At 47.4% G+C, this 26,423-nt stretch carries 30 protein-coding genes; all 30 read left to right on the forward strand.

Annotated elements, in window-relative coordinates; translation table 11 throughout:
- The first annotated feature begins 6 nt into the window (after positions 1 to 6).
- A complete protein-coding gene (gene fliJ, locus ACDE64_RS08865; RefSeq protein WP_411346108.1) occupies positions 7 to 450 on the forward strand; it encodes a flagellar export protein FliJ in 444 nt (147 codons plus the stop codon).
- Positions 451 to 553: 103 nt separating this feature from the next.
- Positions 554 to 1,507: a MotE family protein gene (locus ACDE64_RS08870; RefSeq protein ID WP_411349727.1), complete on the forward strand. Its 954-nt coding sequence runs from the start codon at positions 554 to 556 to the stop codon at positions 1,505 to 1,507.
- Positions 1,508 to 1,604: 97 nt separating this feature from the next.
- Positions 1,605 to 3,056 carry a flagellar hook-length control protein FliK gene (locus ACDE64_RS08875; RefSeq protein WP_411349728.1) on the forward strand — a complete coding sequence of 484 codons (1,452 nt, stop codon included), beginning with the start codon at positions 1,605 to 1,607 and terminating at the stop codon, positions 3,054 to 3,056.
- Positions 3,057 to 3,078: 22 nt separating this feature from the next.
- A complete protein-coding gene (locus tag ACDE64_RS08880; RefSeq protein WP_411349729.1) occupies positions 3,079 to 3,942 on the forward strand; it encodes a flagellar hook assembly protein FlgD in 864 nt (287 codons plus the stop codon).
- Positions 3,939 to 4,319: a TIGR02530 family flagellar biosynthesis protein gene (locus ACDE64_RS08885; protein ID WP_411349730.1), complete on the forward strand. Its 381-nt coding sequence runs from the start codon at positions 3,939 to 3,941 to the stop codon at positions 4,317 to 4,319. The genes ACDE64_RS08880 and ACDE64_RS08885 overlap by 4 nt, the downstream gene beginning before the upstream one ends.
- 92 nt (positions 4,320 to 4,411) lie before the next feature.
- A complete protein-coding gene (gene flgG / locus ACDE64_RS08890; protein WP_411349731.1) occupies positions 4,412 to 5,230 on the forward strand; it encodes a flagellar basal body rod protein FlgG in 819 nt (272 codons plus the stop codon).
- Between the two features lie 78 nt (positions 5,231 to 5,308).
- A complete protein-coding gene (locus ACDE64_RS08895; RefSeq protein WP_411346114.1) occupies positions 5,309 to 5,533 on the forward strand; it encodes a flagellar FlbD family protein in 225 nt (74 codons plus the stop codon).
- Positions 5,530 to 6,012 (forward strand): flagellar basal body-associated FliL family protein, encoded by a 483-nt coding sequence (locus tag ACDE64_RS08900; RefSeq protein ID WP_411346115.1) that lies wholly within the window; start codon positions 5,530 to 5,532, stop codon positions 6,010 to 6,012. Before ACDE64_RS08895 ends, ACDE64_RS08900 begins: the two co-directional genes overlap by 4 nt.
- Positions 6,013 to 6,117: 105 nt before the next feature.
- The gene (gene fliM / locus ACDE64_RS08905) at positions 6,118 to 7,116 is read left to right on the forward strand and encodes a flagellar motor switch protein FliM (protein WP_411346116.1); all 999 of its coding nucleotides are present in this window, start codon (positions 6,118 to 6,120) and stop codon (positions 7,114 to 7,116) included.
- Positions 7,106 to 8,410 (forward strand): flagellar motor switch phosphatase FliY, encoded by a 1,305-nt coding sequence (gene fliY, locus ACDE64_RS08910; protein ID WP_411346117.1) that lies wholly within the window; start codon positions 7,106 to 7,108, stop codon positions 8,408 to 8,410. The genes fliM and fliY overlap by 11 nt, the downstream gene beginning before the upstream one ends.
- Positions 8,411 to 8,437: 27 nt before the next feature.
- Positions 8,438 to 8,803 (forward strand): response regulator, encoded by a 366-nt coding sequence (locus ACDE64_RS08915; protein ID WP_367056437.1) that lies wholly within the window; start codon positions 8,438 to 8,440, stop codon positions 8,801 to 8,803.
- Between the two features lie 12 nt (positions 8,804 to 8,815).
- Positions 8,816 to 9,346: a FliO/MopB family protein gene (locus ACDE64_RS08920; protein WP_411349732.1), complete on the forward strand. Its 531-nt coding sequence runs from the start codon at positions 8,816 to 8,818 to the stop codon at positions 9,344 to 9,346.
- Positions 9,343 to 10,113: a flagellar type III secretion system pore protein FliP gene (fliP, locus tag ACDE64_RS08925; RefSeq protein WP_411349733.1), complete on the forward strand. Its 771-nt coding sequence runs from the start codon at positions 9,343 to 9,345 to the stop codon at positions 10,111 to 10,113. Before ACDE64_RS08920 ends, fliP begins: the two co-directional genes overlap by 4 nt.
- A gap of 58 nt (positions 10,114 to 10,171) precedes the next feature.
- Positions 10,172 to 10,441, forward strand: a complete 270-nt coding sequence (fliQ, locus tag ACDE64_RS08930) for a flagellar biosynthesis protein FliQ (protein WP_411346120.1) — start codon at positions 10,172 to 10,174, stop codon at positions 10,439 to 10,441.
- Positions 10,442 to 10,452: 11 nt separating this feature from the next.
- The gene (fliR, locus tag ACDE64_RS08935) at positions 10,453 to 11,256 is read left to right on the forward strand and encodes a flagellar biosynthetic protein FliR (RefSeq protein ID WP_411349734.1); all 804 of its coding nucleotides are present in this window, start codon (positions 10,453 to 10,455) and stop codon (positions 11,254 to 11,256) included.
- Between the two features lie 28 nt (positions 11,257 to 11,284).
- Positions 11,285 to 12,373: a flagellar biosynthesis protein FlhB gene (gene flhB / locus ACDE64_RS08940; protein WP_411349735.1), complete on the forward strand. Its 1,089-nt coding sequence runs from the start codon at positions 11,285 to 11,287 to the stop codon at positions 12,371 to 12,373.
- Between the two features lie 22 nt (positions 12,374 to 12,395).
- Entirely contained in the window at positions 12,396 to 14,429 is a 2,034-nt protein-coding gene (gene flhA, locus ACDE64_RS08945) for a flagellar biosynthesis protein FlhA (RefSeq protein WP_411346123.1), read from the forward strand.
- Positions 14,426 to 15,820 (forward strand): flagellar biosynthesis protein FlhF, encoded by a 1,395-nt coding sequence (gene flhF, locus ACDE64_RS08950; RefSeq protein WP_411349736.1) that lies wholly within the window; start codon positions 14,426 to 14,428, stop codon positions 15,818 to 15,820. Before flhA ends, flhF begins: the two co-directional genes overlap by 4 nt.
- Entirely contained in the window at positions 15,817 to 16,707 is an 891-nt protein-coding gene (locus tag ACDE64_RS08955) for a MinD/ParA family protein (protein ID WP_411346125.1), read from the forward strand. Before flhF ends, ACDE64_RS08955 begins: the two co-directional genes overlap by 4 nt.
- Positions 16,708 to 16,735: 28 nt before the next feature.
- Positions 16,736 to 18,196 (forward strand): chemotaxis-specific protein-glutamate methyltransferase CheB, encoded by a 1,461-nt coding sequence (cheB, locus tag ACDE64_RS08960; RefSeq protein WP_411349737.1) that lies wholly within the window; start codon positions 16,736 to 16,738, stop codon positions 18,194 to 18,196.
- Positions 18,197 to 18,240: 44 nt separating this feature from the next.
- Positions 18,241 to 20,334 (forward strand): chemotaxis protein CheW, encoded by a 2,094-nt coding sequence (locus ACDE64_RS08965; protein WP_411349738.1) that lies wholly within the window; start codon positions 18,241 to 18,243, stop codon positions 20,332 to 20,334.
- Positions 20,335 to 20,364: 30 nt separating this feature from the next.
- The gene (locus tag ACDE64_RS08970; RefSeq protein WP_411346128.1) at positions 20,365 to 20,823 is read left to right on the forward strand and encodes a chemotaxis protein CheW; all 459 of its coding nucleotides are present in this window, start codon (positions 20,365 to 20,367) and stop codon (positions 20,821 to 20,823) included.
- The gene (locus ACDE64_RS08975; RefSeq protein WP_411346129.1) at positions 20,823 to 21,449 is read left to right on the forward strand and encodes a chemotaxis protein CheC; all 627 of its coding nucleotides are present in this window, start codon (positions 20,823 to 20,825) and stop codon (positions 21,447 to 21,449) included. Before ACDE64_RS08970 ends, ACDE64_RS08975 begins: the two co-directional genes overlap by 1 nt.
- Entirely contained in the window at positions 21,442 to 21,939 is a 498-nt protein-coding gene (locus ACDE64_RS08980; protein WP_411346130.1) for a chemotaxis protein CheD, read from the forward strand. Before ACDE64_RS08975 ends, ACDE64_RS08980 begins: the two co-directional genes overlap by 8 nt.
- 3 nt (positions 21,940 to 21,942) lie before the next feature.
- Positions 21,943 to 22,398, forward strand: a complete 456-nt coding sequence (locus tag ACDE64_RS08985) for a hypothetical protein (RefSeq protein WP_411349739.1) — start codon at positions 21,943 to 21,945, stop codon at positions 22,396 to 22,398.
- Positions 22,399 to 22,413: 15 nt separating this feature from the next.
- Entirely contained in the window at positions 22,414 to 23,202 is a 789-nt protein-coding gene (locus tag ACDE64_RS08990) for a FliA/WhiG family RNA polymerase sigma factor (protein ID WP_411346132.1), read from the forward strand.
- Between the two features lie 26 nt (positions 23,203 to 23,228).
- Positions 23,229 to 24,635, forward strand: a complete 1,407-nt coding sequence (locus ACDE64_RS08995) for a DUF342 domain-containing protein (protein WP_411346133.1) — start codon at positions 23,229 to 23,231, stop codon at positions 24,633 to 24,635.
- Between the two features lie 24 nt (positions 24,636 to 24,659).
- Positions 24,660 to 24,968, forward strand: a complete 309-nt coding sequence (locus ACDE64_RS09000) for a hypothetical protein (protein WP_411349740.1) — start codon at positions 24,660 to 24,662, stop codon at positions 24,966 to 24,968.
- Positions 24,969 to 25,022: 54 nt separating this feature from the next.
- Entirely contained in the window at positions 25,023 to 25,637 is a 615-nt protein-coding gene (locus ACDE64_RS09005) for a hypothetical protein (RefSeq protein WP_411349741.1), read from the forward strand.
- Complete coding sequence (locus ACDE64_RS09010; protein ID WP_411349742.1) at positions 25,634 to 26,374, forward strand: hypothetical protein; 741 nt, start codon at positions 25,634 to 25,636, stop codon at positions 26,372 to 26,374. The genes ACDE64_RS09005 and ACDE64_RS09010 overlap by 4 nt, the downstream gene beginning before the upstream one ends.
- Positions 26,375 to 26,423: the final 49 nt, after the last annotated feature.

Here is a 26,423-nt window from a genome sequence, read left to right on the forward strand (position 1 = left end):
TAGATCATGAATTTCCGATATAACTTCCAAAAAGTTGTCGATATCAAATCAAGTGCAAAAAACCAAGCTGAGTGGATGTTGTCCACTGCACTAGGCGAACTGCAAACAGAGGAGCAATCTCTTCAGCAATTACTGGAAGATCAGAACCGAACGCTGGAAGCTATCAATCAGGCGATCGAGCAACGCGCGCCGATCTCCGACCTTCAGGATATGCAGCGCTATGTCGTGTACTTGGATAAAGCTATTGCTGGTAAAATCAATGATGTACACAAAGCTCAATTAAATGTAGATCACAAAAAGCTTCATTTAACAGAGAAAATGGTCGATGAAAAAGTATGGCTGCAAGCGAAAGATAAAGCAAAAGCCAAATTTACGCAAGAGCAGATGCTTCGTGAGCAAAACGAACTGGACGAAATGGCGACCGTACGGTACGCAATGCAGTCCAGATAAACCATTGCATCTCAGTAGTGGTTAATGTAACAAACCGCTATAAGTAGATAACTGGTATGTATGACGAATGGCAGCGAAGCCAGGCAGCTCAAGGAGGTTTACCGTGGCGAAGAAAACACTGGATATGGAAGTGGAGAAGGAAGGCGGCGGTCTTGGACGGTTCCTATTCATTGCCACTCCAATTCTGTTTACCCTAGTACTAGTAGGAGCAATCATCATGTTGTTCAATGTTGATTTGCGCAATAGCATGTTCAGTACACTTGATAAAATTCCGATAGTGAAAAATTGGATTCCGTCTGCCGATAATAGTAGTACGACAGCAGCATCTACTCAGGATGAGAGCAATTCAGCTACCGTTGATCAATTGAAAAAAGACCTGGCTGCTTCTCAGAAAACGCAAACAGATCAAGCTCAGCAGATCAAAGACTTGCAATCTAAGCTTACCAGTCAGTCTAGTACTACAGGCAGTGGAACCGGTACAGGGGCAGCTACTGGCGGAACGACAGGTACAACGAACAGTACTGGTACGACAGGAGCGACAAGTGGAACAACCACATCGACTGTACAAACCGAGCAAGATAAACAATTGAAAAATCTGGCTAATGTTTACGCGGATATGAGTTCCTCGAAAGCAGCAGCCATTATGCAAAATATGACGACCGATGAACAAGTGCTTATTTTTAGCAAAATGAATTCCGAAGCACAAGCTGGTATTCTGCAAAAGATGGATGCAAAGGTAGCAGCGGAAACGTCGCTGGCACTGAAAAATGCAACAACAGCAAGCCTTGCGTTGCTGCAAAGCAAAACAAGTAATCCTCAGACACCGGCTACGCCGAGTACTAGCATGAGCGTGTCGGACATGGCACAGACTTTTACAACTATGCCTGCAAACAGTGCAGCTTCATTATTACTGCAAACTGCCAAAGTTAGTCAAACCAAAGTGCTTCAAGTATTAAACACGATGGATGATACTACTCGTGCAAGCGTATTGTCAGCAATGTCGACATCAGATCCTGCAACGACTGCCCAGATCGTCAACCGACTACTGGCAAACTAATTTGATGAGGTGATCGGAATCATTTCCTATTCTTATCATTATTCATTACTAGGGAACTCTTTCTCATTCATTTTTCATGCCAAGGAGGTGATAATAAATGAGTATGATACTACAAAACCTGACTACATCATCCACACCGACACCCGCCGCTAAAGTCTCGGGTAATGCTGGAACAACCGGCACCGGTTTTAACCAGACATTATCATACGTAATGAATACTGCTGGTGGTACGGCAGCGACCGCAACTACAGGCAATGCAGCAGCGGCAACAGCATCCGCCGCTGGAGGTCAATCGCTTTCCGGCTTGATGGGTAGTGCAGCTTCTCTTCTGGAAATGCTGCAAGCACTGATTTCCGGTGATCAGCAGGTAGATGATCAACAAGGCGATGGCAAAAGCGTTCAGAAAGTGGATAAGCTGATGGACGATCTGCTGAAAAAGCTGCAAGAGATGGATTCTTCCATTATGAATGATCCAGCGTTAATGCAATCCTTGCAAGCATGGCTTGTGCAAGTTCAACAAGTACTGAATGGCGGCTCCGCAGAACAGGGAACCACTGCTACAGATGCGGATGGACAAGCAGATCAAGCGACCGCTCAATCGATTACAGCAGCTTTACCGGTACTAGCACAGCAAGCGGACACGATCCGGTTTGCGGTAGCAGATGCAGTATCCCAAATCGTGGACAAACTGCAAGGTGTACAAAATGGTACCCAGCAAGCAGATCCGAAGCTGGAGCAACTGCTGACCAATCTGCAAAATGTTTTGCAGCAGGCAGGTAGTGGTTCATCGACATCATCGGATAGCGGACAGAGTAACCAGCAAAACCAAGCACCTGTCCAAATCGTAGTAAATAATGAAACCAAAGCAGCAGAAGCTACAACAACGGTTGCCGCAGCACAGGAAACGGCTGAGCCTGAAGCAACGACGGCAACACCAGCCAATCAGCAACAGCAACCGGTTATCGTGACCGCAGGGCAATTGGCAATGCGTGCAGAAGCAACACCGCTCACTAGCACACAGGCACCAGCAGCAAGCATAAACGTGAATGCTTTCCCAGATGAGATGAGCAAGTTCATCGTCAGCAAAATGGATATTCATCAGCTGAATGGCGTGTCTGAGGCACGAATCATACTGAACCCTGAAAATTTGGGTCAAGTCGATGTGAAAATCAGCATTCAGGATGGACAGGTTATGGCGCAATTCATCACCGAGAAACATGGTGCCAAAGATGCTTTGGAACAACAAATGTCTCAATTGCGTACAGCCCTTCAATCTCAAGGACTTCAGGTCGATAAATTAGAAGTAGCCCAAAGTTCTTCGCTCTTCTCCGATATGTACAACGGTGGACAAGGCTTCCAATCCAACGCAGGGCAGCAACAGTCTGGACGACGCTCCAAGTCAAAAGACGAACAGTCTGACGATGCGATGTTGACCGCCGAGATCGGTAACGAGTTGAAGGAATGGCGTGAAGAGCAACAAGCTTCTGGCAATACTGCGGGAGTAGCACATATGCTGAATTATGGTAGCACCTATGTAGCAAAAGCGTAAATTTGGATGGAGGTGAAATCATTTGGCAGATTTAGTTTCCACATCGGCAACATGGCCAAACTATTCGACAAGTAACGTGAAGACAGCTGCTTCCACGTCCAAAACGGAACTTGGTAAAGAACAGTTTCTGACCATTCTCGTTGCCCAGCTGAAAAACCAGGATCCATTGTCTCCCATGGATAACTCACAGTTCGTAGCCCAGATGGCACAGTTCTCCTCTCTGGAACAGCTGATGAACATTAATGAGAAGATGGACACTGTACAAACGTCCATGGATACATCGCTTGGCGGTGCTTCTCAATTGATCGGTAAAAAGATCACCTGGCTGAATGAGAGTACAGACAGTACTACGGGCGCAACTAGCTCTACGTACGAAACTGGCACAGTCGACTCGATCATCTTGAAAAATAAAGTGTTGTATGCACAAGTTGGAGAGAATGCCATTCCACTTTCGCTTGTTACCAAAGTTGAACCACTCTCGACTAGCTCGACAACAACTGTGGAAACATCAACAGCGGCAACGACGGATACGGCTGCAACAACTACAGCAACCGATACAACATCGACCGGTACGACAACAACGGATTCTACATCGTCCACATCGACAGGTACAACAACTGGTTCTACCAATACAACATCATCCGGTACAACAACTGATAGTACAACAGGAAGTACCACAACTGGGAATACAACAAGTAGCGGCACAACAACAGATTCTACCGCAACCGATACAACGTCAGATAGTACAGCCGCTTCGGATACTAGCAGCACAACGCCGGCAACCGACAGCAGTAGCAGTACGGACAGCACATCGACCGATAGCAGCACTTCCGAGACTGGTACAGACTCCGCTGCATCGTCATCGAATGCGGAGACGGCATCATGAATGGCCCAATCCAAGTAGGTCAGTTATACCCGTCCAAGCTCAATTCAAGCTTGCTGGGGCGGCCTAACAATACCGCTTCGGCGACGCAAAACAAAGATTTTCAAAATATTCTGGATCAGAACCTGCTAAAGTTTAGCAATCATGCATCCAAACGTTTGGAACAAAGGGGCATCGAATTTAGCACGGAGCAGATGACCAGTCTCAATCAAGCGATTGACAAGGCAGCTGCCAAAGGTTCCAAAGACTCGTTGATTCTGATGCAAAACAATGTCGCTCTTATCGTTAACGTACCCAATAGGACCGTAGTCACCGCCATGGATGGCAACTCAATCAAAGATAATGTGTTCACACAAATCGATAGTGCTGTGATTTTATAAGCTACTGGCTGGACCTTAACCGGAAAGCCAACGAACTGCCGACCGACTGAAGCGGTTCAAATTACACTACACATCCATTAGGAGGAAATTAAATGTTAAGATCCATGTATTCTGGTGTCTCGGGTATGAAAGGCTTTCAAACAAAACTGGACGTTATCGGTAACAACATCGCCAACGTCAATACAACAGGATTCAAAAGTTCACGCGTTATGTTCCAGGATATTTTGAGCCAAACGACCAAAGGCGTAACCGCTCCAGTTGAAGGAACAAGCGGCGGTGTTAACGCACAACAAGTTGGTCTGGGTAGTACAGTATCCTCGATTGATACCTTGCATCTGGCAGGTAGCGCGCAAACAACCAACAACCCGACAGACTTACGGATCGATGGTGATGGATTCTTCGCTGTTAAATTGTCTGAAGATCAAGAAACGCCATACCTGACGCGTGCTGGTGACTTCCACGTCGACGCTAGTCGTCAACTTGTTACTTCTGATGGTGCATTCGTAGTTGATAATGGTGGTGCTCCTATTCAAATCCAAGACGATGCTGTATCGTTCAGTATTCAACAAAACGGTACGCTATTATACACACTGGCTGATGGTACTACAGCAGATGGTCCACAGCTTGGTATCGCCAAAGTAACCAACCCGGAAGGTTTGGAGAAAATCGGTGGCAGTCTGTACCGCGTAACACCGAATGCGATCACTGACGGTGCTATCGAACTGACAACAGCTAATGATGCAGAAACAGGTACAGGCGCAATTGTAGCTGGTCAGCTGGAAATGTCCAACGTTGACCTGACAGGTGAGTTTACCGAGATGATCACAGCGCAGCGTGGTTTCCAAGCAAACTCCCGTATCATCACAACATCCGATGAGATTCTGCAAGAAGTTGTCAACCTGAAACGATAAGCTACATTGAAATAGAGGGAGATCTTATTCTGCTCCCTCTGTTTCTGCAGTATAGAAAGATATCCAAGGAGGGGTATTATGATCCCGGTCACGCGGCTCAACGGTTCTCCTATGTGGCTTAACGCCCTGCTGATAGAGATGGTGGAAGAAACGCCGGACACTTATATTACCTTAACGACAGGCAAGCGTATGATTGTGCTAGAAAAGGCAGATCAAATCACGCACCTGATCACGGAATACAACAAAAGTATAGGCACTCTTACGGGAACAATTAAGGTGCAGCAGATGGAGGAATTGGAATGAAGAAGTTATTGCCCTGGATTGTCAGCGGGGTACTCGCATTGGGACTTATTGGTGTTGTTGCTTATTTCCTGCTTGGGAATGTACTTGGTAACAAACAACCGATGACAGCAGCTGAAGCCGCGGCGGCCGAAAAAGCAAAGATTGCAAGCATGAGCGCTTCTGAAATTGCGGAAGTATCCTCAGATGTTACAGATCTGACAACGAATTTGGCAGATCCGAATTATGTTGTGAAAATTAGTTTTTCCTTCCAAATGGAAGATAAAGATGCCAAAACCAACTTTGATCTGATCAAAGACCTGAAAGTAAAACCGATCCTGGTACGTGTACTGGCAGATACAGAGCCTGCTGATCTGGGCAGCGCAGCTGGTATTCAAAAACTGGATGACAAAATCCTCAAGCTGGTGAACAGCTCACTGCCGGAAGATGGCGGCAAAGTAGTTGATGTCGAAGTTTCCGACAAGATTGTAAGTGGTATCTGATCCAACATATGTGCAATTCCGCATTCCCGACGCCATACGCCGGAGTGTATCCGGCGGCAAGCGGGCCTGCAAGCCAAACCTTTTAAATCGTAGGGGGGTGAGATTATGGTAGATGTATTATCCCAGGGGGAAATTGACGCCCTTCTGGCGGCATTATCCTCCGGCGAAATGGATGCGGAAGAACTCAAAAAAGAAGAGAGCGAGAAGAAAGTCCGGGTATATGATTTTAAACGGGCTGTTCGTTTTTCCAAGGATCATATTCGCAGTTTGACCCGGATTCACGAGAACTTCGCTCGTTACCTGACGACTTACTTTTCAGCGCAACTTCGCACCTTTGTACAAATTAGTGTTGTCCAGGTGGAGCAGCTTCCTTATGATGAATTTATACGTTCCATTCCCAAAATGACTATCCTGAACATCTTTGAAGCTGAACCGCTTGAAGGACGGATGGTATTGGAGGTTCACCCGAATATCGCTTTCGCCATGCTGGATCGCATGCTGGGAGGTACCGGAACGGCACCTGCCAAGATCAATGCCTTGACGGAAATCGAAACAACGATTATTGAGCGCATGTTCAGCCGAACGTTTGAAAGTCTTCAAGAAGCGTGGAAAACAGTAATTGATCTGTCACCGCGTATGGAAGCACTGGAGACGAATCCGCAGTTCATGTCGCTAGTATCTCCAAACGAAACGATTGCCCTGATCTCGCTTAGTACCAAAATCGGTGATACAACCGGTATGATCAACTTGTGTATCCCACATGTTGTAATTGAGCCGATTATGAGCAAGTTGTCTGCCAACCATCTCTTTTTCTCTCAGAAAAAAGAGCCAGCGGTTGAAGAGGTGCAGGCACTCAAAGAGCGCGTTCATCGCGCTCAATTGCCAGTTATCGCCGAATTGGGCGAATCGCGATTGTCCATTCAGGAGTTTCTCAGCCTGACAGTGGGCGATGTGATTTCACTGAATAAGCCGGTGCAAGAGGCGCTCTCGATCAGAGTAGGCAATCAACTGAAATTTATCGGAAGTCCCGGAACAGTCAAGGACCGGGTAGCGATCCAGATTAACGAAATCGTCAGTGAAGGAGTGGAAGATCTTGACGAGTAAAGATTATTTGTCACAGGAAGAAATTGATGCTTTGCTCAGACAGTCGTCAGGTGATGACGACAGCGCAGCAGCGGCGCCATCCGGCCAGACGGTCGACGATTTCCTGACTCCGCTGGAGCAGGATGCTCTCGGCGAAATCGGTAATATTACTTTTGGTAGCGCGGCTACTGCCCTGTCTACCCTGCTTGGGCAAAAAGTAGACATTACGACTCCACGCGTAGGGATCATTACACGTGCGGAATTCGAAGATGAGTTTCCCAAACCGCATGTGGCGGTACACGTCGAGTACGTCGATGGATTTCAGGGGATTAACTCGCTGGTCATCCAGACGCGCGATGCACAGATCATTGCAGATCTGATGCTTGGCGGTGAAGGGCAGCCGAAGGACGAGGAACTGAACGAAATTCATATCAGCGCCGTACAGGAAGCGATGAACCAGATGATGGGTTCGTCGGCAACCTCGATGTCCACCATCTTCAACCGGTTCGTCAACATTTCGCCACCGGGTATCGACATTCTGGATGTGAGCAATGATCAAGGTGTCAGCATGTTGCCGAACGACGAGACGCTGATCAAAATCTCGTTCCGTCTGTTGATCGGTGATCTGATCGATTCCACGATTATGCAATTGCTAACTGTAAAGTTTGCGAAATACATGGTCGATATACTCATTAATGGTGCGGAGGACACACCGGCTGAACCAGCCGCCGCAGCAAGTGCACCTGCACCGGAGCCAACACCGCCGCAAGCTTCACAACCGGCTGCAGCAGCTCCACAGCAAGCTCCAGATATGGCAGCAGCTCCTCCGGGGATGCCACCGCAAGGTATGCCTCCTTATGGGCAACCACCGCAATACGGTACACCAGAGCAGCCATATCCGCCGTATCCGCAATATGGATATCCTCCACCAGGCTATGGGTATCCGCCGGCACCACAGGCTCCACAGCATTACGGTGCTCCGGCAGGACGCGAAGTGAATGTGCAACCGGTTCAATTTTCTAACTTTGGGGCAGGCGCTGCGCCTAATCTGGATGAAAATAATTTGAACTTATTGATGGACATTCCACTCAAAGTCACCGTAGAATTAGGAAGGACCCAAAAGCAAATCAAGGATATCCTCGAATTGTCCCAGGGCGCAATTATTGAACTGGACAAATTGGCGGGCGAACCGGTCGACATCTTGGTCAACAACAAACTTATCGCCAAAGGAGAAGTAGTTGTTATCGATGAAAACTTTGGTGTTCGCGTAACGGATATCGTCAGCCAGTGGGACCGAATTCAAAAAATACAATAAAGATCACTTAGGGAGGATTTTAAATCAATGGCAAACCGAATTCTTATCGTGGATGATGCAGCTTTTATGAGAATGATGATCCGGGATATTTTAACTAAAAACGGGTATGAAGTAGTAGGGGAAGCGCAAGACGGATCCCAGGCAGTTGAGAAATTCAAAGAACTTCGCCCGGATCTGATTACGATGGATATCACAATGCCAGAGATGGACGGTATCGCCGCTCTGAAAGAAATCAAAAAACTCGATGGCGGAGCAAAAGTAATTATGTGTTCTGCGATGGGTCAACAGGCGATGGTTATCGATGCTATCCAAGCAGGAGCCAAAGATTTTATCGTTAAACCTTTCCAAGCGGATCGTGTTATTGAAGCGATCAGCAAAACGCTAGGCGTATAGGAGAATATTCCCATGTCAGCTCAAACAGCCACAATGGGAGGAACAGGCGATTATATCCTAAACCTCGTTTGGGTTATAATCGTCTTGGCTGTAATAATAGGGCTTATCGTATTGTTGCTTCGGTTTCTTGGTCGGAAAAATCAGACCTGGTTATCCCGCCGTGCCATACGTACCATAGGCGGTATGGCACTGGGACCGAACAAATCCATTCAGGTGATTGAGATTGGAAACACGGTCTACCTGATCGGAGTTGGGGATGATATTACGCTTGTGGATAAAATCTCTGATCCCGAGGAAGCGATGCTTGTTATTCAGTCTTTTCAATCCGAGGCGGCGGAACCAAACAATTTTTTGACTCCGCTCATCTCCAAGCTCAGCAATCGTTTTCGTCCGAAATCTGCCATCCAGGAAGAAGAAATTGGCGATACGGATGCTTTTCAGGAAGTTTTTGAAAGCAAACTGCGCCAGATTCCAAATCGCAGACAGAAGATGGAAGAACTGCTGAAGGAGGAAGATTCTACAGATCGGTCGAGGGATTCATGAAAAAAAAGCTGATTTTAACGTTTATGCTGCTTTTTGCTGTTAGTCTAATATCGGTTCATCCTATATTTGCAGCAGCCGATCCGATCCCGAATATCGACATTCAGATCGGCAATGATAACAACGGTAGCTCAGGCAATGAACCGGCGACCAGTTCGCTGACCATTTTGCTTTTGATAACTATCATCGGTATAGCTCCATCATTTCTGGTACTTATGACCAGTTTTACACGTATTGTGATTGTGCTCAGCTTTGTCCGGACTTCATTAGGGACTAACCAGATGCCTCCCAATCAGGTACTGGTAGGGCTGGCTTTATTTTTAACCTTGTTCATTATGTCGCCAACGTTGTCGCAGATGAACCAGGTGGCATTGCAGCCATATTTGCAAGGGCAGATCAATCAAACCCAAGCATTGCAGGCAGCAGAGAAGCCAATCAAGGAATTTATGTTCAAGCATACGCGCGAGAAGGATTTGCTGCTGTTTCTGGAATATACAGGTACAGCTAAGCCATCTAACATACAGGACATTCCATTGACTGTTATGGTTCCATCGTATGCAATTAGCGAGCTGAAAACAGCATTCCAGATGGGCTTTATGATCTTCATACCGTTCCTTGTCATTGATATCGTTGTTGCTAGCGTATTGATGGCGATGGGGATGATGATGCTACCACCTGTCATGATTTCACTTCCTTTCAAAATTTTGCTATTCGTTCTTGTAGATGGATGGTATCTTATCGTCAAGTCGCTTTTGATCAGTTTCAATTAGCGGGGCTTCCTCTGGAATCACCGCAGTATTATATTCACCTCGTTGAAGGAGGTTCATTATGAGTTCGGAGTTTATCATCGGTATGGCGGGGCAGGCGGTCTATACTGTGCTGAAAGTAAGCGCGCCGATGCTTATTCTGGGACTTGTAGTCGGTTTGCTGGTTAGTATTTTCCAGGCGACTACGCAGATTCAGGAACAAACTCTTGCCTTTGTGCCGAAAATCGTTGCTGTCATGCTGGCGCTGCTGCTTTTTGGCCCGTGGATCTTAACGGTTATGATTGAATATACAGCCGATATCCTCGGTAATCTGTACAAATATATCGGTTAGGCTGATGGCTTATGGAGACACTACTGCAAAGCTTTCCTGTTTTTTTGCTTGTTTTTTGTCGAATGACAGCTTTTTTTGTAGTTTCACCTGTCTTTTCATCCAGAGGGGTGCCAAGTCAGTTTAAGGTAGGCATTGCATTATTTGTTTCCCTTCTGATCTATTTGATAAAAGGTACGACAATCAAAATACCGGACGGCACAGAAATGTACATGCTGCTCGTTATACGTGAGGTCATGATCGGCCTGCTGCTTGGATATATCGCTTATCTGATGTTTATGGTAATCCAGACAGCAGGCTCGTTTATTGATATTCAGATCGGTCTTGGGATCGCGACTGTATTTGATCCGATGACCGGTGCTTCGGCTCCATTGATCGGTAACTTTAAATACATGTTCGCGATGCTCATCTTTCTGAGTATGAATGGTCATCATTATTTGTTGCAATCGGTATTGTATAGTTACGACTGGATTCCGATGAATAGTGATATAGCCAGTCAGATTTTGAATGGGTCGCTCAGCGACTTTTTGATCCGAGCATTCAGTAATTCCTTTTTAATCGCTTTCCAGATGTCAGCGCCGATTGTAGTCGCAATGTTTTTGACAGACGTGGGACTCGGTTTTCTGGCGCGTAGTGCGCCGCAATTTAATATTTTCGTTATTGGTGTACCGGTCAAAATTATCGTAGGTTTATTCCTGCTCATGTTGCTGGCTCCAAGCTTTGCTTTTATTTTCGAGCATTTGTTTGAAGAAATGTTTCAGGCGATGCAGGGCTTACTGCAAGTGTTAGGGAATCGCCCGACTTCATCATCACCGTAACCTCTCTGTAGAAAGGAGGCTGTAAGCAGTGGCATTCCGGTTACGCATGAATCTTCAGCTGTTCGCTGGAGAGAAAACGGAAGAAGCAACACCGCAGAAACGTAGGGAAGCGCGTAAAGAAGGTCAGGTTGCCAAAAGTATCGACATACCAGGTTCGGCAATTATGCTGGGCGGAATTGCGTGTCTGATGATTTTCGGCGGTTTTTTCCTGAAACGGATTACATGGCTGTTTACAGACGGCTTTCTACATCGGTTATCTACGGAGATTACAGTTGCGAATGTGATGCAGATGCTGGGACAGTATGCCATGGAGATTCTCATTATCGTATCTCCGGTATTCGTAACTGTATTTTTACTAGCAATCATTACAAACTATGCACAGGTCGGCTTTATGCTTACAGGTAAGCCGCTGATGCCCAAGCTAAGCAAGCTTGATCCTATCAAAGGATTTAAAAATATTGCTTCCATGCGCTCGGTTGTAGAATTTTTGAAGTCAGTTTTGAAAATGATAGTCATCGGTTATCTTGTCTACAGCACGCTGGCAGGCGTCAGTCATGATATTCCAAAAACGGCATATATGCCACCGGAATCAATCTTGCACTTTGCTGCTGGATTAACAGCCAGTCTTGGTTTGAAGGTTGGTGTTGGACTGTTTGTTCTCGCCATCTTGGACTATATGTATCAGCGTTTCGATCACAACAAAAAGCTGCGCATGTCCAAACAGGATATCAAAGACGAATACAAAAAGACGGAAGGGGACCCGTTGATAAAAGGGAAAATTCGCGAACGGCAACGCCGCATGGCGATGCAGCGGATGATGCAAGACGTTCCCAATGCTGACGTTATTATTACGAACCCGACGCACTTTGCTGTTGCTCTCAAATATGATAATTCACAGATGGCAGCACCCATGGTAGTTGCTAAAGGTCAAGATTTTGTCGCATTGCGAATCCGTGAAGTGGCCAAGCAGAATCGCGTGGTCATTATGGAAAATAAACCGCTGGCACGGGCGCTGTTCGCTCGAACAGAAATCGGCGAATCGATTCCCGGTGATCTGTTCCAAGCCGTAGCGGAAGTTCTAGCCTATGTATACAAGGTGAAAGGCAAAACGAAGTAAGGGATCGGAGGGCTGAATAACATTGAAGAAAAAAGATTTGGTTGTCCTTGTGGGTGTCATTGGAATCATTATGATGATGATACTTCCGATCCCAACATGGCTGCTCGACATATTGCTGATTATCAATATCTCACTCGCAATGATTATTTTGCTGATTGCGATGAACACCAGAGAAGCGCTAGAGTTCTCGATCTTTCCGGCGATGTTGCTCATAACGACATTGTTCCGGTTAGCACTTAATATTTCCACAACCAAGCTCATTCTCGGACAGGCGGATGCAGGCTCGGTCGTATCCACGTTCGGCAGCTGGGTAGCAGGCGGGCAAATTGCTGTTGGTTTTATCGTCTTCCTGATTCTCGTTATCGTGCAGTTTATCGTTATCACAAAAGGTTCAGAGCGTGTAGCTGAGGTTGGCGCACGGTTTACACTCGATGCGATGCCTGGTAAACAGATGAGTATCGATGCCGATCTGAATGCTGGTCTGATCAATGAACAGCAGGCGCGTGAACGTCGTAGCAAGATTGAGCGCGAAGCTGACTTCTACGGCGCAATGGACGGTGCGAGTAAGTTCGTTAAAGGGGATGCTATTGCAGGCATTATTATCCTCATGATCAACTTGATCGGTGGATTTATTATCGGGATAGCGATTCATGGAATGGCATTTGCTGATGCGCTCTCCACTTACTCTATACTGACCATTGGTGACGGTTTGGTCAGTCAGATTCCTGCACTGCTCATCTCCACCGCAGCTGGTTTGATCGTAACGAGAGCTTCCTCAGAAGGAAATCTGGCGGATGACATTACAAGCCAGTTATTCTCGTATCCAATGATGTTATACATCGTTGCAGCTGTTATTACATTGCTCGGTTTATTTACCCCTATTCATTTCATCACAACCTTCCCACTGGCTATTCTGCTCGTATTCGCAGCTCGCAAAATGCAAGCGAATCTCAATCAAAAGGTTGTAGATGCGGAACAGCAGCAGGAAGAACAACAGATCGAGGAAGTACGCAGTCCAGAAAGTGTCATCAATCTGCTGCAAATTGATCCGATTGAATTTGAATTTGGATATGGTCTGATCCCGTTGGCGGATACGCAACAAGGTGGCGATTTGCTGGATCGAATCATTATGATTCGTCGTCAATGTGCACTCGAACTGGGTCTTGTGGTCCCTGTCATTCGCATTCGCGATAATATTCAGTTGAAACCGAATGAATATGTTATCAAAATTAAAGGAAATGTAGTAGGTGGTGGTGAATTATTACTAAATCACTACCTGGCCATGAGTCCTGGGTTTGAAGATGACTCGATTACGGGTATAGAGACTTTAGAACCAGCTTTTGGGCTTCCTGCACTATGGATAGACGAGATTACGAAGGAACGCGCAGAACTATCCGGTTATACTGTGGTCGATCCACCATCCGTGGTGGCTACTCATTTGACCGAACTGATCAAAAAGCATTCTCACGAATTGCTTGGACGTCAAGAAGTTCGTTCGCTGGTCGACAATCTGCGTGAGAATTATCCTGTGCTGGTCGACGAACTCATTCCTTCCGTATTATCCATCGGTGATGTACAGAAAGTATTGGTTAAGTTGTTAAAAGAGAAGATCTCGATTCGCGACATGGTATCCATCTTTGAAACGCTTGCCGATTACGGAGCCTATACCAAAGATCCAGATGTGCTGACCGAATATGTACGCCAGGCACTATCCCGCCAGATTACGCAGCAATTTACAAGTCAGGGCGAGACGCTTCGCGTCATTACGGTTGGCCCGAATTTGGAAAAGAAAATTGCCGAAAGTGTCCAGCAATCTGAACAGGGCAGCTATCTGGCTTTGGACCCGGTTTCCACGCAATCGATGTATCAGAAAATCAACGAGCAGGTGAACCGTTTACTGCAAATGGGACAACAGCCAATCGTGCTAACCTCGCCAGCGATCCGCATGTACTTGCGCCAGCTGATTGAGCGTACGATGCAGGATATCCCGGTACTGTCTTACAGTGAGCTGGAACCTAACGTTGAAATTCAGAGTGTCGGAGTGGTGAACTTATGAGAGTAAAACGCTATATCGTAGACACAATGCCTGACGCCATGCTGAAGATTCGTACTGATCTTGGCAGCGATGCCGTCATTTTAAGTACGAAGGAATTGAAGACTGGCGGCTTTCTAGGCATGTTTCAAAAGAAAAAAATCGAAGTGATTGCAGCAGTCGAGAAGGAGCAGGCGGCAGAAAGTAAAGCCGCAACTGCTTCCACACAATCAGCTGCTCCACAGGAAAATGTTATTCCACCAATTGCACCGATTCCCAAAAAAGCGGTACCGGATGCGTATCGCAAATCAAGTCAGGCATTTGCCGAATCCATGCGCCAAGCGTTAGCTGTGGATGACCAGCCTGCACAGAATGTGCCAGCAGCATCGTTACCTTACAACCAGCCACAAAGCCATGCGCAAACACAAACTGCGACTGCTGAAGTTCCAACGGAACTGCCACCGCAGCATACGCCAGCTTCTGTATCGATTCAAGCATTACAGCAAGCGTTGCAGCAACAGGCAGGCGGTAGTGAGCAAATGACTGAAGAACGATTGTTTGAAGAACTGCGCCAGATGAAAAAAATGATGGCTGATCTTACACGAGATCGGGAACTGGCTGAGCTTCCTGAAACGCTGATGCAGATCGTACAGCATTTGAAGGTCCAGGGCGTCGATCAGAGCATGATTGACGGCTGGGTAGACCAGATTATGGACCAGCACCCTACAGGGCAGCAGATGAGCGCACAGGAAGCGAGAAAAGCAATGAAGACGCAGATTGAGCAGTTCACCGTGTCTCGTATTGGCGGTGGCATCGATCCGGGCACGAAAATTGTCTACATTGCCGGACCGACAGGAGTAGGCAAAACAACTACGATTGCCAAGCTTGCCGCAGAGCAGCTGTTCAAATACAAACGCAAAGTCGGCTTCATCACTTCCGATACGTACCGTATTTCCGCGGTTGAACAGCTTCGTACGTATGCTTCTATCCTCGGTGTTCCATTGGAGGTTGTGCAATCGCCTGGTGATTTGCAGCGATCGTTACAGCGCCTGGCAGATTGCGATTTGATCCTAATGGATACCGCTGGTCGCAACTACCGGAATGAATTGCTCGTTTCCGAACTGCAAAGTCTGCTGGCACCTCTGGAAGAGAGCGAGACGTATTTGGTACTTGCTTTAACATCCAAAACGGAAGATATGAGAACGATCACCGATCATTTCAGTAAGTATCCGCTGGATAAAGTGATTTTCACTAAAGCGGACGAAACCGGAAGTTATGGGGCGATGTTTAACCTTCTACAAGAACATCCACTGCGACTGTCTTATATGACCAATGGACAAAATGTGCCGGATGATCTGCTGATGCCAAGCCCTGATTTTCTGGCAAATGTATTACTTGGAGAGATCTTGCCATGATGGATCAAGCCCAATCGTTACGCAATCTGATGTCGACCAAAGCCAAAGCTCTTGAAACGCGTGATCCGGGCAATGGCGGTGCCAAATTCATTGCTGTGACAAGTGGCAAGGGAGGAGTTGGTAAATCCAACTTCACTTTGAATTTTGCACTCGCATTACAACGGCTCGGACGGAAGGTGCTCGTATTTGATGCCGATATCGGCATGGCAAATATTGATGTTCTGATGGGCGTTCGTTCGCAATACAATCTGTCACATCTGCTTAGCGGTGAAAAACAGATTGGCGAAATCATCGAAAAAGGTGCCGGATCATTGCCTTATATTGCAGGTGGTTCGGGATTAAGTTCACTATTTTCGTTGTCTGAGAAAGATTTAGTTTACTTTACTACTCAAATTCAAAAAATTGCTGCCGATATGGATTATATCCTGTTTGATACAGGAGCAGGACTGTCCAAGGAAACATTGCAGTTTATTATGTCCTCAGATGAGTGCATTGTCGTGACCACGCCAGAGCCAACGGCGATCACGGATGCATATGCACTGATCAAGGTGGTACATGGATTGGAAGACAGCACCGCTTTTAAATTGGTGGTTAATCGAGCGGAAAGCCAGCGTGAAGCCAACCAGACCGCTGATAAGATCGGTTTGGTCACCAGCCGGTTTCTAAATCTGGACATTCCGATGCTTGGTTTTGTAAGTGATGACTCTCATGTTAGCCAATCGGTGAAAAAGCAGGTTCCTTTTTCCATTCATGCTCCAGGGTGTCTTGCTTCAAAGGATATCCAGAACCTGGCTATGCAGTATGTCGTTTCACCGGATCTGCGCCAGGAAGGGACCTTATCAGGAATCAAGGGATTTATACAAAAATGGATGCGGCGTACTAAATGATTCTGTAAGGAACAGAGGTGCTATAGTTATGGCAACTTATAAAGTGCTGGTTGTAGATGATTCCCCATTCATGCGCAAGATCGTTTCGGATCTGATTCAGGCGGATTCGGAATTTCAAGTCATTGATACGGCAGGCAACGGTCTGGAAGCGACACAGAAGGTACTGGAATTAAAGCCGGATGTGGTGACGATGGACGTAGAAATGCCGGAAATGAACGGTCTGGAAGCACTGAAAATTATTATGTCTCAGCGTCCGCTGCCCGTTATTATGCTATCTGGTATTAACGAGCAAGGAATGCGAGAAACGATTATGGCGTTGGAGAGCGGAGCGTTCGACTTTATCCGTAAACCTTCTGTCAGCAATTCGCAGGACATTGAAGAGGTTGGTCAGCAGCTACTTCGTCAACTGCATACCGCCGTTCATGCTCTCGAAAGAAAACGCAAACGTAACGAACAAAAACATCTGGCAGTCGATCAGTCAGCGATGACTGTCCAGCCGGAAGCTGAAGCTCCACCTGTACAGCAGGCACCTACAGCTTCTCCGGCGCCACAGGAGCCGCCTACACGACCTGCGCCTGTTAGAGACGTCCCTAAACGTCCAACAACAAGCCCTGCGTCGTCAAGCTCAACTGCTGCGCCACTGAATGGCAGAGTTACACAGCCGGTGAAACCGAGTACCACCAAAAAGACGACGCTGGATAAACCGCTTGATTCACATCGCACCAGTGAGCGTCCGGCATCCTCGGCAACTCCGCTGAAGCCTGCCGATTCCAAAACAACCAGACCGCCGATCAGCCCTTCTCCGAGACCCGCACGCAAGGAACCGGAGAAACCTGCTGCATCGTCGGTGCCGGCATCAGCCTTTTCGACTCCACCGGCATCCAAGACAGCTCCGGGTGATCGTCCGGCAGCGGCGATCAGTAAGCTGGTCGCTGTAGGTTGTTCCACCGGCGGACCTCGAGCACTAAAAAGTTTCTTGGAAAAAATCCCGGCCAATTTCCCGGCACCGATCGTCATCGTGCAGCATATGCCGCCGAACTTTACACGATCGCTGGCGCAGCGCTTGAATAGCCTGAGCCAGATCAATGTTGTGGAGGGGGAGCACGGCATGCCGCTGCAACCTGGCACGGCCTATATCGCACCTGGGGGCTATCATATGACGGTAGTTCGCAGTCAAGGCGGTTATCGGCTTGAGCTTTCGCAGGACCCTCCACGCAATGGACACCGTCCTTCCGTGGATACGCTTTTTGCTTCAATCCGCTCGTTCAATGATTTGCAGCGTTATGCGGTGATCATGACGGGAATGGGAAGTGATGGCGCGCGGGAAATGAAAAATTTATACGACAGTGGTGTAATCCCTACCTTCGCAGAAAACGAAGATACTTGTGTAGTGTACGGAATGCCTCGCTCGGCTGTAGAGCTCGGATGTGTGAACCACCTCCTGCCATTACCTGATATTGCGCCAAAACTTGTACAAATCGTTAAATAGCTTACGAAAAGCACTATGTTATTCTATGGAGGAGGTGTCTCACGATGGACATGAATCAATATTTATCCATGTTTATTGATGAGTCGAACGATCATCTGCAGTCGTTAAATGAAAAAATGCTTGAACTGGAAGGAAACCCGACAGACCTAGGAATCGTGCAAGTCATTTTCCGCTCAGCACATACGCTGAAAGGGATGGCGGCTACGATGGGATTTGAAGATCTAGCGGCGCTCACGCACCAGATGGAAAATGTACTCGATCTCGTCCGCAATGAAAAGCTGGCGATGCAAGAATTTATTTTCGATACCTTGTTCAAAGGTCTGGATGCACTGGAATCAATGGTGCAGGACATTACACAGGGCGGCGAAGGGAAAGCTGATGTCACCGCGATTGTTGAAGCGCTACAAGCGATTGTGCGAGGAGATATTCCGGCCGCTACAACAGCCGCAGCTGCGCCCGCAGCAGCAACACCGGCAACCAGTACACCTGTAGCCATCAAAGACAGTGAAGGCATCGAATTGGATGAATTCCAGCAGTCGGTTATCGAGCAATCGATGGCTGCCGGTCATCAGGCATTGTACATGGAAATATCGATTCGTGAAGATTGTCAGCTGAAAGCGGTTCGTGCCTACATGGTATTTGATCTGCTGGAACGTTATGGCGATGTGATCAAATCTGAGCCTTCCACACAGGATATTGAACAAGACAAGTTTGAACGTAGCTTTTCACTATACTATGTGACACAAAAAGATCCTGCGGAACTGGAACCAATGGTTAGCAGCATTTCCGAGATCGAGAGCGTTAAGGTGACGCAACTGGATGTAGATTCGCTGAAACAGCTCGCCGCTTCCAAAGAAGTTCCAGCTGAGCCTCAAGCAGCACCTGCACCGGAAGCAGCAACACCGACCAGCACGCCTGCACCAGCAGCCAAAGCGGCAGCACCAGCCGCTGCTCCCAAAGCAGCAGCCAAAGCACCTGCACCTGCTCCATCTCGTACCATTCGCGTCGATATCGACCGTCTGGATGTACTGATGAACCTGTTCAGCGAATTGCTGATCGACCGTGTTCGTCTGGAGCAACTGGCAAGCGAAGTGAAAGTACCAGCACTGACCGATACGGTGGAACATATGGGTCGTGTTAGCAGCGATCTGCAAAATATCGTATTGAAACTGCGCATGGTGCCTGTGGATACCGTATTCAACCGGTTCCCGCGTATGGTTCGTGACCTTGCTAAATCACTCGATAAAAAGCTGGATCTGATCATCACTGGTGCAGAAACGGAACTTGATCGTACCGTTATCGACGAAATCGGCGATCCGCTCGTTCACTTGTTGCGTAACTCCGTCGACCATGGTGTTGAGTCTGTGGCGGATCGTGTAGCCGCTGGCAAAGACGAAACCGGTACCGTTAAACTGAGTGCGTTCCATAGTGGGAACCACGTCTTTATCGAGATCGAAGATGATGGACACGGGATCAACCGTGACAGAGTCCTGCAAAAAGCGCTCAAAAACGGCGTCGTGTCTCAAGAGCAAGCGAATAGCATGAAGGATGAAGAAGTATACCAATTGCTGTTTGCACCAGGTTTTAGTACGGCAGAAGTGATTTCCGATATTTCCGGTCGCGGTGTTGGTCTGGATGTTGTGAAATCGAAGATCACATCGCTTGGTGGTCATGTGACTGTATCGTCCGAACTGGGCAAAGGCACCAAGTTCTCGGTACAACTGCCACTGACTCTGTCGATCATTTCCGCGATGATGATTCGCGTCGGTTCGGAAAAATATGCGATTCCGCTGACTTCAATTGTGGAAACCGGTATTATCAAAGCGAAACAGGTACGTGATCTGCATGGCAGCCAGCTGATTCCTTATCGCGATACGCATATTCCGTTACTGTCTCTGAGCCGTGTATTCGAGGTTCCAGACTTTGATGAGCGCGAAGAAGAGGAAACGGAGATCGTTGTTATCCGCAAAGGAGACAAATTGGCAGCAATCGCTGTAGAGAACTTTATTGGTCAGAACGAGATCGTACTGAAAACCCTGGGCAGCTACTTGCCTGATACACAGGGCATCTCTGGTGCGACAATTCTCGGTGACGGCCAGGTCGCTTTGATTATTGACCCGAATGCATTTATTAAATAATGCAGTCCATTTATTGAGGAGGATTTACCCATGGATGAATTGAAAGTAATCGTATTTAAACTGGCAAAAGAAGAGTACGGTATCGAAGTCGATAAAGTACAAACGATCGAGCGCATGTTGCCGATTACCCGCGTTCCCAAAACGCTGGATTTTGTAAAAGGGGTTATTAACCTGCGCGGCGTTGTTATTCCGGTTATCGATCTGCGCGGACGCTTCAATCTGCCAGGAGCCGAATATTCGGATCAAACGCGTATTATCATCGTGGAAGTGGACAAAATGCAGGTCGGCTTTATCGTTGATTCTGCTAACGATGTTGTAGATATCAAACGTAGTAGTATCGAAAAACCGCCTGAAGTGGTTGGCGGCGTAAAAGCAAGATATCTGGATGGTGTAGCAAAGCTCGACGAAGAACGGCTGCTGATCATGCTCAATCTCGCGGAAGTGCTTAACAAAACCGAGGTTGTACAACTGGAAGGTATTGAAGACTGATGGATCTCTTCAAAAAGCTTGAAGGATTCAAAATGGATGTGCTCAAAGAAGTTGGGAATATCGGGGCAGGCAATGCAGCCACTGCCCTTTCCCAGCTTCTGGACAAGCCCATCGATATGGCTGTACCGAAAGTGCAGATTTTGCCGTTTGAGCAAATTGCCAACAAAGTCGGCGGCCCAGAACAAATCGTGCTCGCCATCTTCTTCCGTGTGGAAGGGGATGCGCCGGGCAATCTGTTTTTCATTCTTACTCCGGAAGCAGGCAAAGGTTTGCTACACCGACTTGCGGGTCTAGAAGTAAGCGATGATGAGCAATTCAGCGAAATGGAGCAATCCGCACTCGCCGAAATCGGCAACATTCTGGCAGGTTCCTACCTGTCTTCACTAGCTGATTTTACACGCTTGTCGATGAGCCCTACCGTGCCTGGTCTTGCTTACGATATGGCAGGCGCTATTTTGAATTACGGACTTCTCCAGTTCGGGGAAATGGGTGACGATGCACTGCTGATCGATACTACATTCCTGGAAGGTAAAGAAGAAGTGGAAGGACAATTTTTCCTGATTCCTGATCCCGAATCATTTGAAAAGATCTTCATTTCACTAGGAGTTCCGTTGCAAGATGATTGAGGAACAACATGTCGTTAAAGTGGGTATGGCTGATCTGAATGTCGTGAAAACGGCAGGCATTATCCGTACGACGGGATTAGGTTCATGTGTGGGCCTTACCCTCTACGACAAAAACATTCAGCTGGTTGGTATGGCGCATGTCATGCTTCCGTCTTCGGAAATCGCGCGTGAAGGGCAAGTCAATATTGCCAAATACGCCGATACCGCTCTGCCGGAACTGATCAAGCGCATGCTGGGACTTGGAGCATCGAAGACACGCCTGGTTGCCAAAATGGCAGGCGGCGCGCAGATGTTTTCCTTTTCCAGCGGTGGTGATCACATGCGGATTGGTCCCCGTAATGTGGAGGCATGCAAGTTATTTCTGAAAGAGCAGCATATTCCTTTGCTTGCGGAGGACACAGGCGCCAACTACGGGCGTACGATCGAAATGGACTGTACAACCGGTCTTTTGTCGATTAGAAGTGTACAAATGGGTAAGAAGGAAATATGAGGCATGATAGGGAATATTAAAATAAACTTATGGTTCGGAATCATAGGTTTTGCGATTACCTTTTTTGCCTCTTTCGGAAATAATCCATGGACCACAAGTCTCGTTCGAGGCTGTTTCGGATTCGCTCTATGGTTTATGTTGGCATTTTTGCTGCGTTTCATTCTGGGGATTCTCGCGAGTCCCGCAGGCGCAGCTAAAAAGCCACCATCCCCAGCAGGAACTAGCGGAATGCCAGGAACGGCAGAACAGGCTGTACAAGAAGATCAGGATCGTGGAAACCGCCTGGATATTACTTCTCCTGATCAGGACAATGAATTGAACAATTTGCTTACACCGAAGCCGGTAGATTCCGGAGGACAGGAAGGCTTCTCGCCTCTCGATCCGCCCAAACTGGTTTCAACCAAGCAACAAGATCCGGAGGAACTGGCCAAGGCCGTACGCCACCTAACACAAAAGTAAGGAGGGTGAAAGCAATTGAGCGAGCAAAAAGGAAGCCATTTGAACCATATCGAGTTGTGGATACAGTGGAAAGAGCATGGTAATGTGGAAGCAAAAAAACGCTTGATCGAAAATTATCTTGGCACCGTAGAATATGTATCCAGCCGCCTTGCGATCGGTCTCCCGAAAAATGTTTCCAAAGACGATTTGATGAGTAACGGGGTTATGGGTCTAATTGATGCGATTGAGAAATTTGATTATAAGCGTGGTCTGCAATTTGAAACGTATGCCTCGTGGCGGGTACGCGGAGCAATACTGGACGGATTGAGACAAGGAGATTGGGTTCCCCGCTCTGTACGTGAAAAAGCACGCAAAATCGAAGATGCTTATCAGCAATTGGAACAGAAATATTTGCGTTCGGTATCGGATGCAGAGATTAGCGAATTCCTGGATGTAAGTGAGCGTGAGTTCCAAACCATGTTGCAGGACGTTGCCGTGATGACGATCACCTCGCTGGAAGATCCAATCCGTGAAGAGGAATCAGAAACGCGTATGTCCTTGATTGTGGATGAAAAAGCGAAAAATCCTGATCGCAGCGTGAATGATTTTGTGCTCAAGGAACTGCTGATGAAAGGGATTGAGAAACTTACCGAAAAAGAAAGAACGGTTGTGTCACTGCTTTACTATGAAGACCTTTCACTCAGTGAAATTGCGGAAGTCATGTCACTGTCTCCGTCCCGCATCTCGCAATTGCATTCCAAGGCGATTCTTCGTCTTCGGGGAGCACTGGATAAACAAAGAGGTCTGTTAATGCAGGATATGTAACGCCGTTTGTGAAAGGGGAAAAAGGCGTGACCTCTCAATTAACACTCGACGAATATGTTAAAGTAAGTTTTTCGAATGACAAGTCGGCTGCTTATCTGTCATTTACTACGTTTGATGATGAGTTTGCATGCACGGCTGAACAACTGGAGGGATTTTTGCGTACGCAGGGAATCACATATGGCATTAAGATGGAAGAGCTGATCAAGCTGGTATCGCAGCCAGAATTGTATCAAGCTGAAACCATTGAAGTGGCGCACGGTACCGCACCGGTACCGGGCACCGATGGTTACATTCATCATGCCATAGCGACAGATTCTGAGAATAGAGGACCACGGGAAGCCGAAGACGGCAGCGTGGACTATAAGGAAATTTTACGTTTGAACAATGCGCTCAAAGGACAGCTGATTGCCGAAAGGATCGATCCGCAGCCGGGCGAGCCGGGCATTGATGTATCGGGTGAACCAATCCCTTACAAACCCGGCAAGGAAGCGCGTTTCAAAGTCGGCAAAAACATCGTACTGAATCCCGAGCAAACAGCCATCTATGCTGCCATTGACGGTGTAGTATCGCGTACCGATAACGGTAAGATTAATGTGTTTCCTGTTTATGAAGTGAATGGCGATATCGATTATCATACCGGCAATATCGACTTTGTCGGTACGGTCGTCATTCGTGGTAATGTACTTTCTAACTTCCGCGTACGTGCATCGGGTGATATCCGAGTCGTTGGTGGAGTAGAAGGTGCTGAACTAGAAGCAGGTGGTTCAATTGAAATTACTGGCGGTATTATTGGGTATAACAAAGGATTAGTCAAAGCAGCTGTCAATGTTAAGACTGGGTTTATTCAGGAAGGCAACGTACATGCGGGCGAGTCAGTTATCGTTTCGCAAAGTATTATGCATTCACATATTCAAGCCGGAGAAAGTATCCGCTGTGACGGTCCCAAAGGACTCATCGTCGGCGGACAACTGCAAGCCGGAGAAATCGTCGTTGGACGGACCATCGGCAATACCGCTTTTACCGTGACTGAGATTGAGGTTGGCGTTCTGCCAGAACTGCGCAATCAGCTCGTCGTGCTGCGGAAAGAACTCAAAACACATAACGAGAACCTCGACAAAACCGAAAAAGCACTGACGTTGTTGGATCAATTGGCATCGGTCGGACAATTGGGACCAGACAAGATGGCACTTCGTATCAAATTGTCAGCTACCAAAAAGAGTCAACTGCGCGAGCGGGATGATCTCAAAGATAGCGTACTGGATATTGAACGGCGGTTGGAGGAATCGAGCAAAGCCAAAATCGAAGTCATGCATACGATTTATGGCGGTTCCAAGCTGGTCATTGGACGGTATACGAAGTATATTAAAGATACGGCACAGCGGGTAAGCTTCGTATTCCAAGACGGAGACATTACGATGGTGGCGAATCATTAATTTCAGACAAGGTGGGTGTTACCAATGGGTATGAGAGCTGTGGAATTACAAATTGCAGTACCGCGTACAAGTGAAGCTGGCAAAATTCAACAGGAACATCTGATACGTCCATCCATTGAGCAGTCAATGTTGGCTGACCGCTCCCTTGAACAAGCAGAACGCATGAGAACGCGTAGCGATGGAGTGAAGCAATCGGCAGATGCGTCGATTCACGACGGTCATCCAGGTGAACAGCATGCCCAGCAGCAACACCACCAGCATTCGGAAGAAGAGACACAATCGGCTCCAGCCGAGCATCCATACAAAGGCAAACATATCGACCTGTCCTTTTAAAAAGACAGGTTTTGTTTGTGATATTATGACATATTGACTTAGGGTGAGCTAATTATGGGTGATTTCCCTTCATGGGTATATATCGTTTTATTGGGAGCGCTTGCCGTTGTGTACGGTATGGTGCTTCCTCGCAAAAACAAAAGCCAGCCGGAAGAAACAGTCGCAACCGCTACAGTCGAAAAGGTTGAGGACACGCTGGAGCATTATATGACGGAGATTGAAAAGGAAAATGAGGAGATTATCGATCTCGTCTCCAAAATCAAGCAGGAATCGACTGCAAAGCAAATCGCCTTACAAGAGCAGGTAAGCGAAATGCGTCAGCGTTTGATGGAATTAGAGCAACGTGCGGCTACAGCTGCCGTTCAGCCAGTACCAACAGCTGTACCTGTCGTGCCAGCTGCGATTCCTGCTCCACCGCAGGAGATGAGCGGTTTGAACCGTCAGGGCGAAGAATTGATCAAGTCAGCGGCACGTATGATGCAAGAACAGCAGCAAGCACCAACAGAGCCGGAATTGCCTCCACAAGAGCGTATTCAGGATCGTTATCCAGAGCTGTTCAAGCTGCATGACAATGGCAAGTCTGTGGATACGATTGCCAAAACGGTTGGTTTGCAGCGCGGAGAAGTGCTGCTCATCCTGCAACTTGCCAAACAGGAGGAACAATCGTGATCAAAAATCGTTCATTTATGATCGGCATCGGTGTCGGAATTATTGCAGGTGCCGTTTTGTTGCAGCTTGTTAATATTGGTAAAGGGCAGACGATGCTGAATGGCATGCAGCTGACTCCTGAACAAATTCAACAAGCAGCACAAGCGCAAAATATGCAAGTGTACAGTTCAGACGAGCAGGTATACAGTCGGGATCAATGGCAGGAACTGCAAAAGCAAGAGGCAGCCAAAAAAGCCGAAGCGCAAAAGCAGACAGAGACGACGGAACCAACAAGTACAGATCCCGAAGCACCTACTAGCCCGGAACAGCCTGATGCATCGTCTAGTAATTCGACCAGCTCTACCACAGCTCCTGAACAACCGAAGTCGTCGTCAACGAGTTCGACGACGAATCCGAAGCAACCACAGTCCTCATCAACCGCTTCGACAACGAATACAGAGCAGCCGACTTCAACATCCACCAGCTCCAACAATACGCAATCCCAAGCAGCAACAACACAACCTGCAAAGAGTGCTACACCGTCTACGGTACAATTTAATATCAGTAGCGGCGAGATGCTGAGTGATGTCGCATACAATCTGAAGAAGCAAGGCTTGATTGATAGCCAACGTGATTTTGTGAATCGTGCATCTCAAATGAATGCCAATAAGCATTTGCAGATTGGCGATTTTCAGATTAATGCCGGCGAAAGCTATGACAACATCATCAATGTTATTACCGGACAGCCATCCTCCTGATGTGCAATATGCACAACAGCCGAGGATGGCTGTTTTGTAATATATCGTA

It is taken from the genome of Paenibacillus sp. WLX2291, assembly GCF_046603665.1.
Taxonomy (GTDB): Bacteria; Bacillota; Bacilli; order Paenibacillales; family Paenibacillaceae; genus Saccharibacillus.

Bases quoted from the DNA above. Each gene is read 5' to 3' on its own strand.
- fliJ (WP_411346108.1), top strand. From the start codon at position 7: ATGAATTTCCGATATAACTTCCAAAAAGTTGTCGATATCAAATCAAGT.
- ACDE64_RS08875 (WP_411349728.1), top strand. From the start codon at position 1,605: ATGAGTATGATACTACAAAACCTGACTACATCATCCACACCGACACCC.
- ACDE64_RS08885 (WP_411349730.1), top strand. From the start codon at position 3,939: ATGAATGGCCCAATCCAAGTAGGTCAGTTATACCCGTCCAAGCTCAAT.
- flgG (WP_411349731.1), top strand. From the start codon at position 4,412: ATGTTAAGATCCATGTATTCTGGTGTCTCGGGTATGAAAGGCTTTCAA.
- ACDE64_RS08895 (WP_411346114.1), top strand. From the start codon at position 5,309: ATGATCCCGGTCACGCGGCTCAACGGTTCTCCTATGTGGCTTAACGCC.
- ACDE64_RS08900 (WP_411346115.1), top strand. From the start codon at position 5,530: ATGAAGAAGTTATTGCCCTGGATTGTCAGCGGGGTACTCGCATTGGGA.
- fliM (WP_411346116.1), top strand. From the start codon at position 6,118: ATGGTAGATGTATTATCCCAGGGGGAAATTGACGCCCTTCTGGCGGCA.
- ACDE64_RS08915 (WP_367056437.1), top strand. From the start codon at position 8,438: ATGGCAAACCGAATTCTTATCGTGGATGATGCAGCTTTTATGAGAATG.
- ACDE64_RS08920 (WP_411349732.1), top strand. From the start codon at position 8,816: ATGTCAGCTCAAACAGCCACAATGGGAGGAACAGGCGATTATATCCTA.
- fliP (WP_411349733.1), top strand. From the start codon at position 9,343: ATGAAAAAAAAGCTGATTTTAACGTTTATGCTGCTTTTTGCTGTTAGT.
- fliQ (WP_411346120.1), top strand. From the start codon at position 10,172: ATGAGTTCGGAGTTTATCATCGGTATGGCGGGGCAGGCGGTCTATACT.
- fliR (WP_411349734.1), top strand. From the start codon at position 10,453: ATGGAGACACTACTGCAAAGCTTTCCTGTTTTTTTGCTTGTTTTTTGT.
- flhF (WP_411349736.1), top strand. From the start codon at position 14,426: ATGAGAGTAAAACGCTATATCGTAGACACAATGCCTGACGCCATGCTG.
- ACDE64_RS08955 (WP_411346125.1), top strand. From the start codon at position 15,817: ATGATGGATCAAGCCCAATCGTTACGCAATCTGATGTCGACCAAAGCC.
- cheB (WP_411349737.1), top strand. From the start codon at position 16,736: ATGGCAACTTATAAAGTGCTGGTTGTAGATGATTCCCCATTCATGCGC.
- ACDE64_RS08965 (WP_411349738.1), top strand. From the start codon at position 18,241: ATGGACATGAATCAATATTTATCCATGTTTATTGATGAGTCGAACGAT.
- ACDE64_RS08970 (WP_411346128.1), top strand. From the start codon at position 20,365: ATGGATGAATTGAAAGTAATCGTATTTAAACTGGCAAAAGAAGAGTAC.
- ACDE64_RS08975 (WP_411346129.1), top strand. From the start codon at position 20,823: ATGGATCTCTTCAAAAAGCTTGAAGGATTCAAAATGGATGTGCTCAAA.
- ACDE64_RS08980 (WP_411346130.1), top strand. From the start codon at position 21,442: ATGATTGAGGAACAACATGTCGTTAAAGTGGGTATGGCTGATCTGAAT.
- ACDE64_RS08985 (WP_411349739.1), top strand. From the start codon at position 21,943: ATGATAGGGAATATTAAAATAAACTTATGGTTCGGAATCATAGGTTTT.
- ACDE64_RS09000 (WP_411349740.1), top strand. From the start codon at position 24,660: ATGGGTATGAGAGCTGTGGAATTACAAATTGCAGTACCGCGTACAAGT.
- ACDE64_RS09005 (WP_411349741.1), top strand. From the start codon at position 25,023: ATGGGTGATTTCCCTTCATGGGTATATATCGTTTTATTGGGAGCGCTT.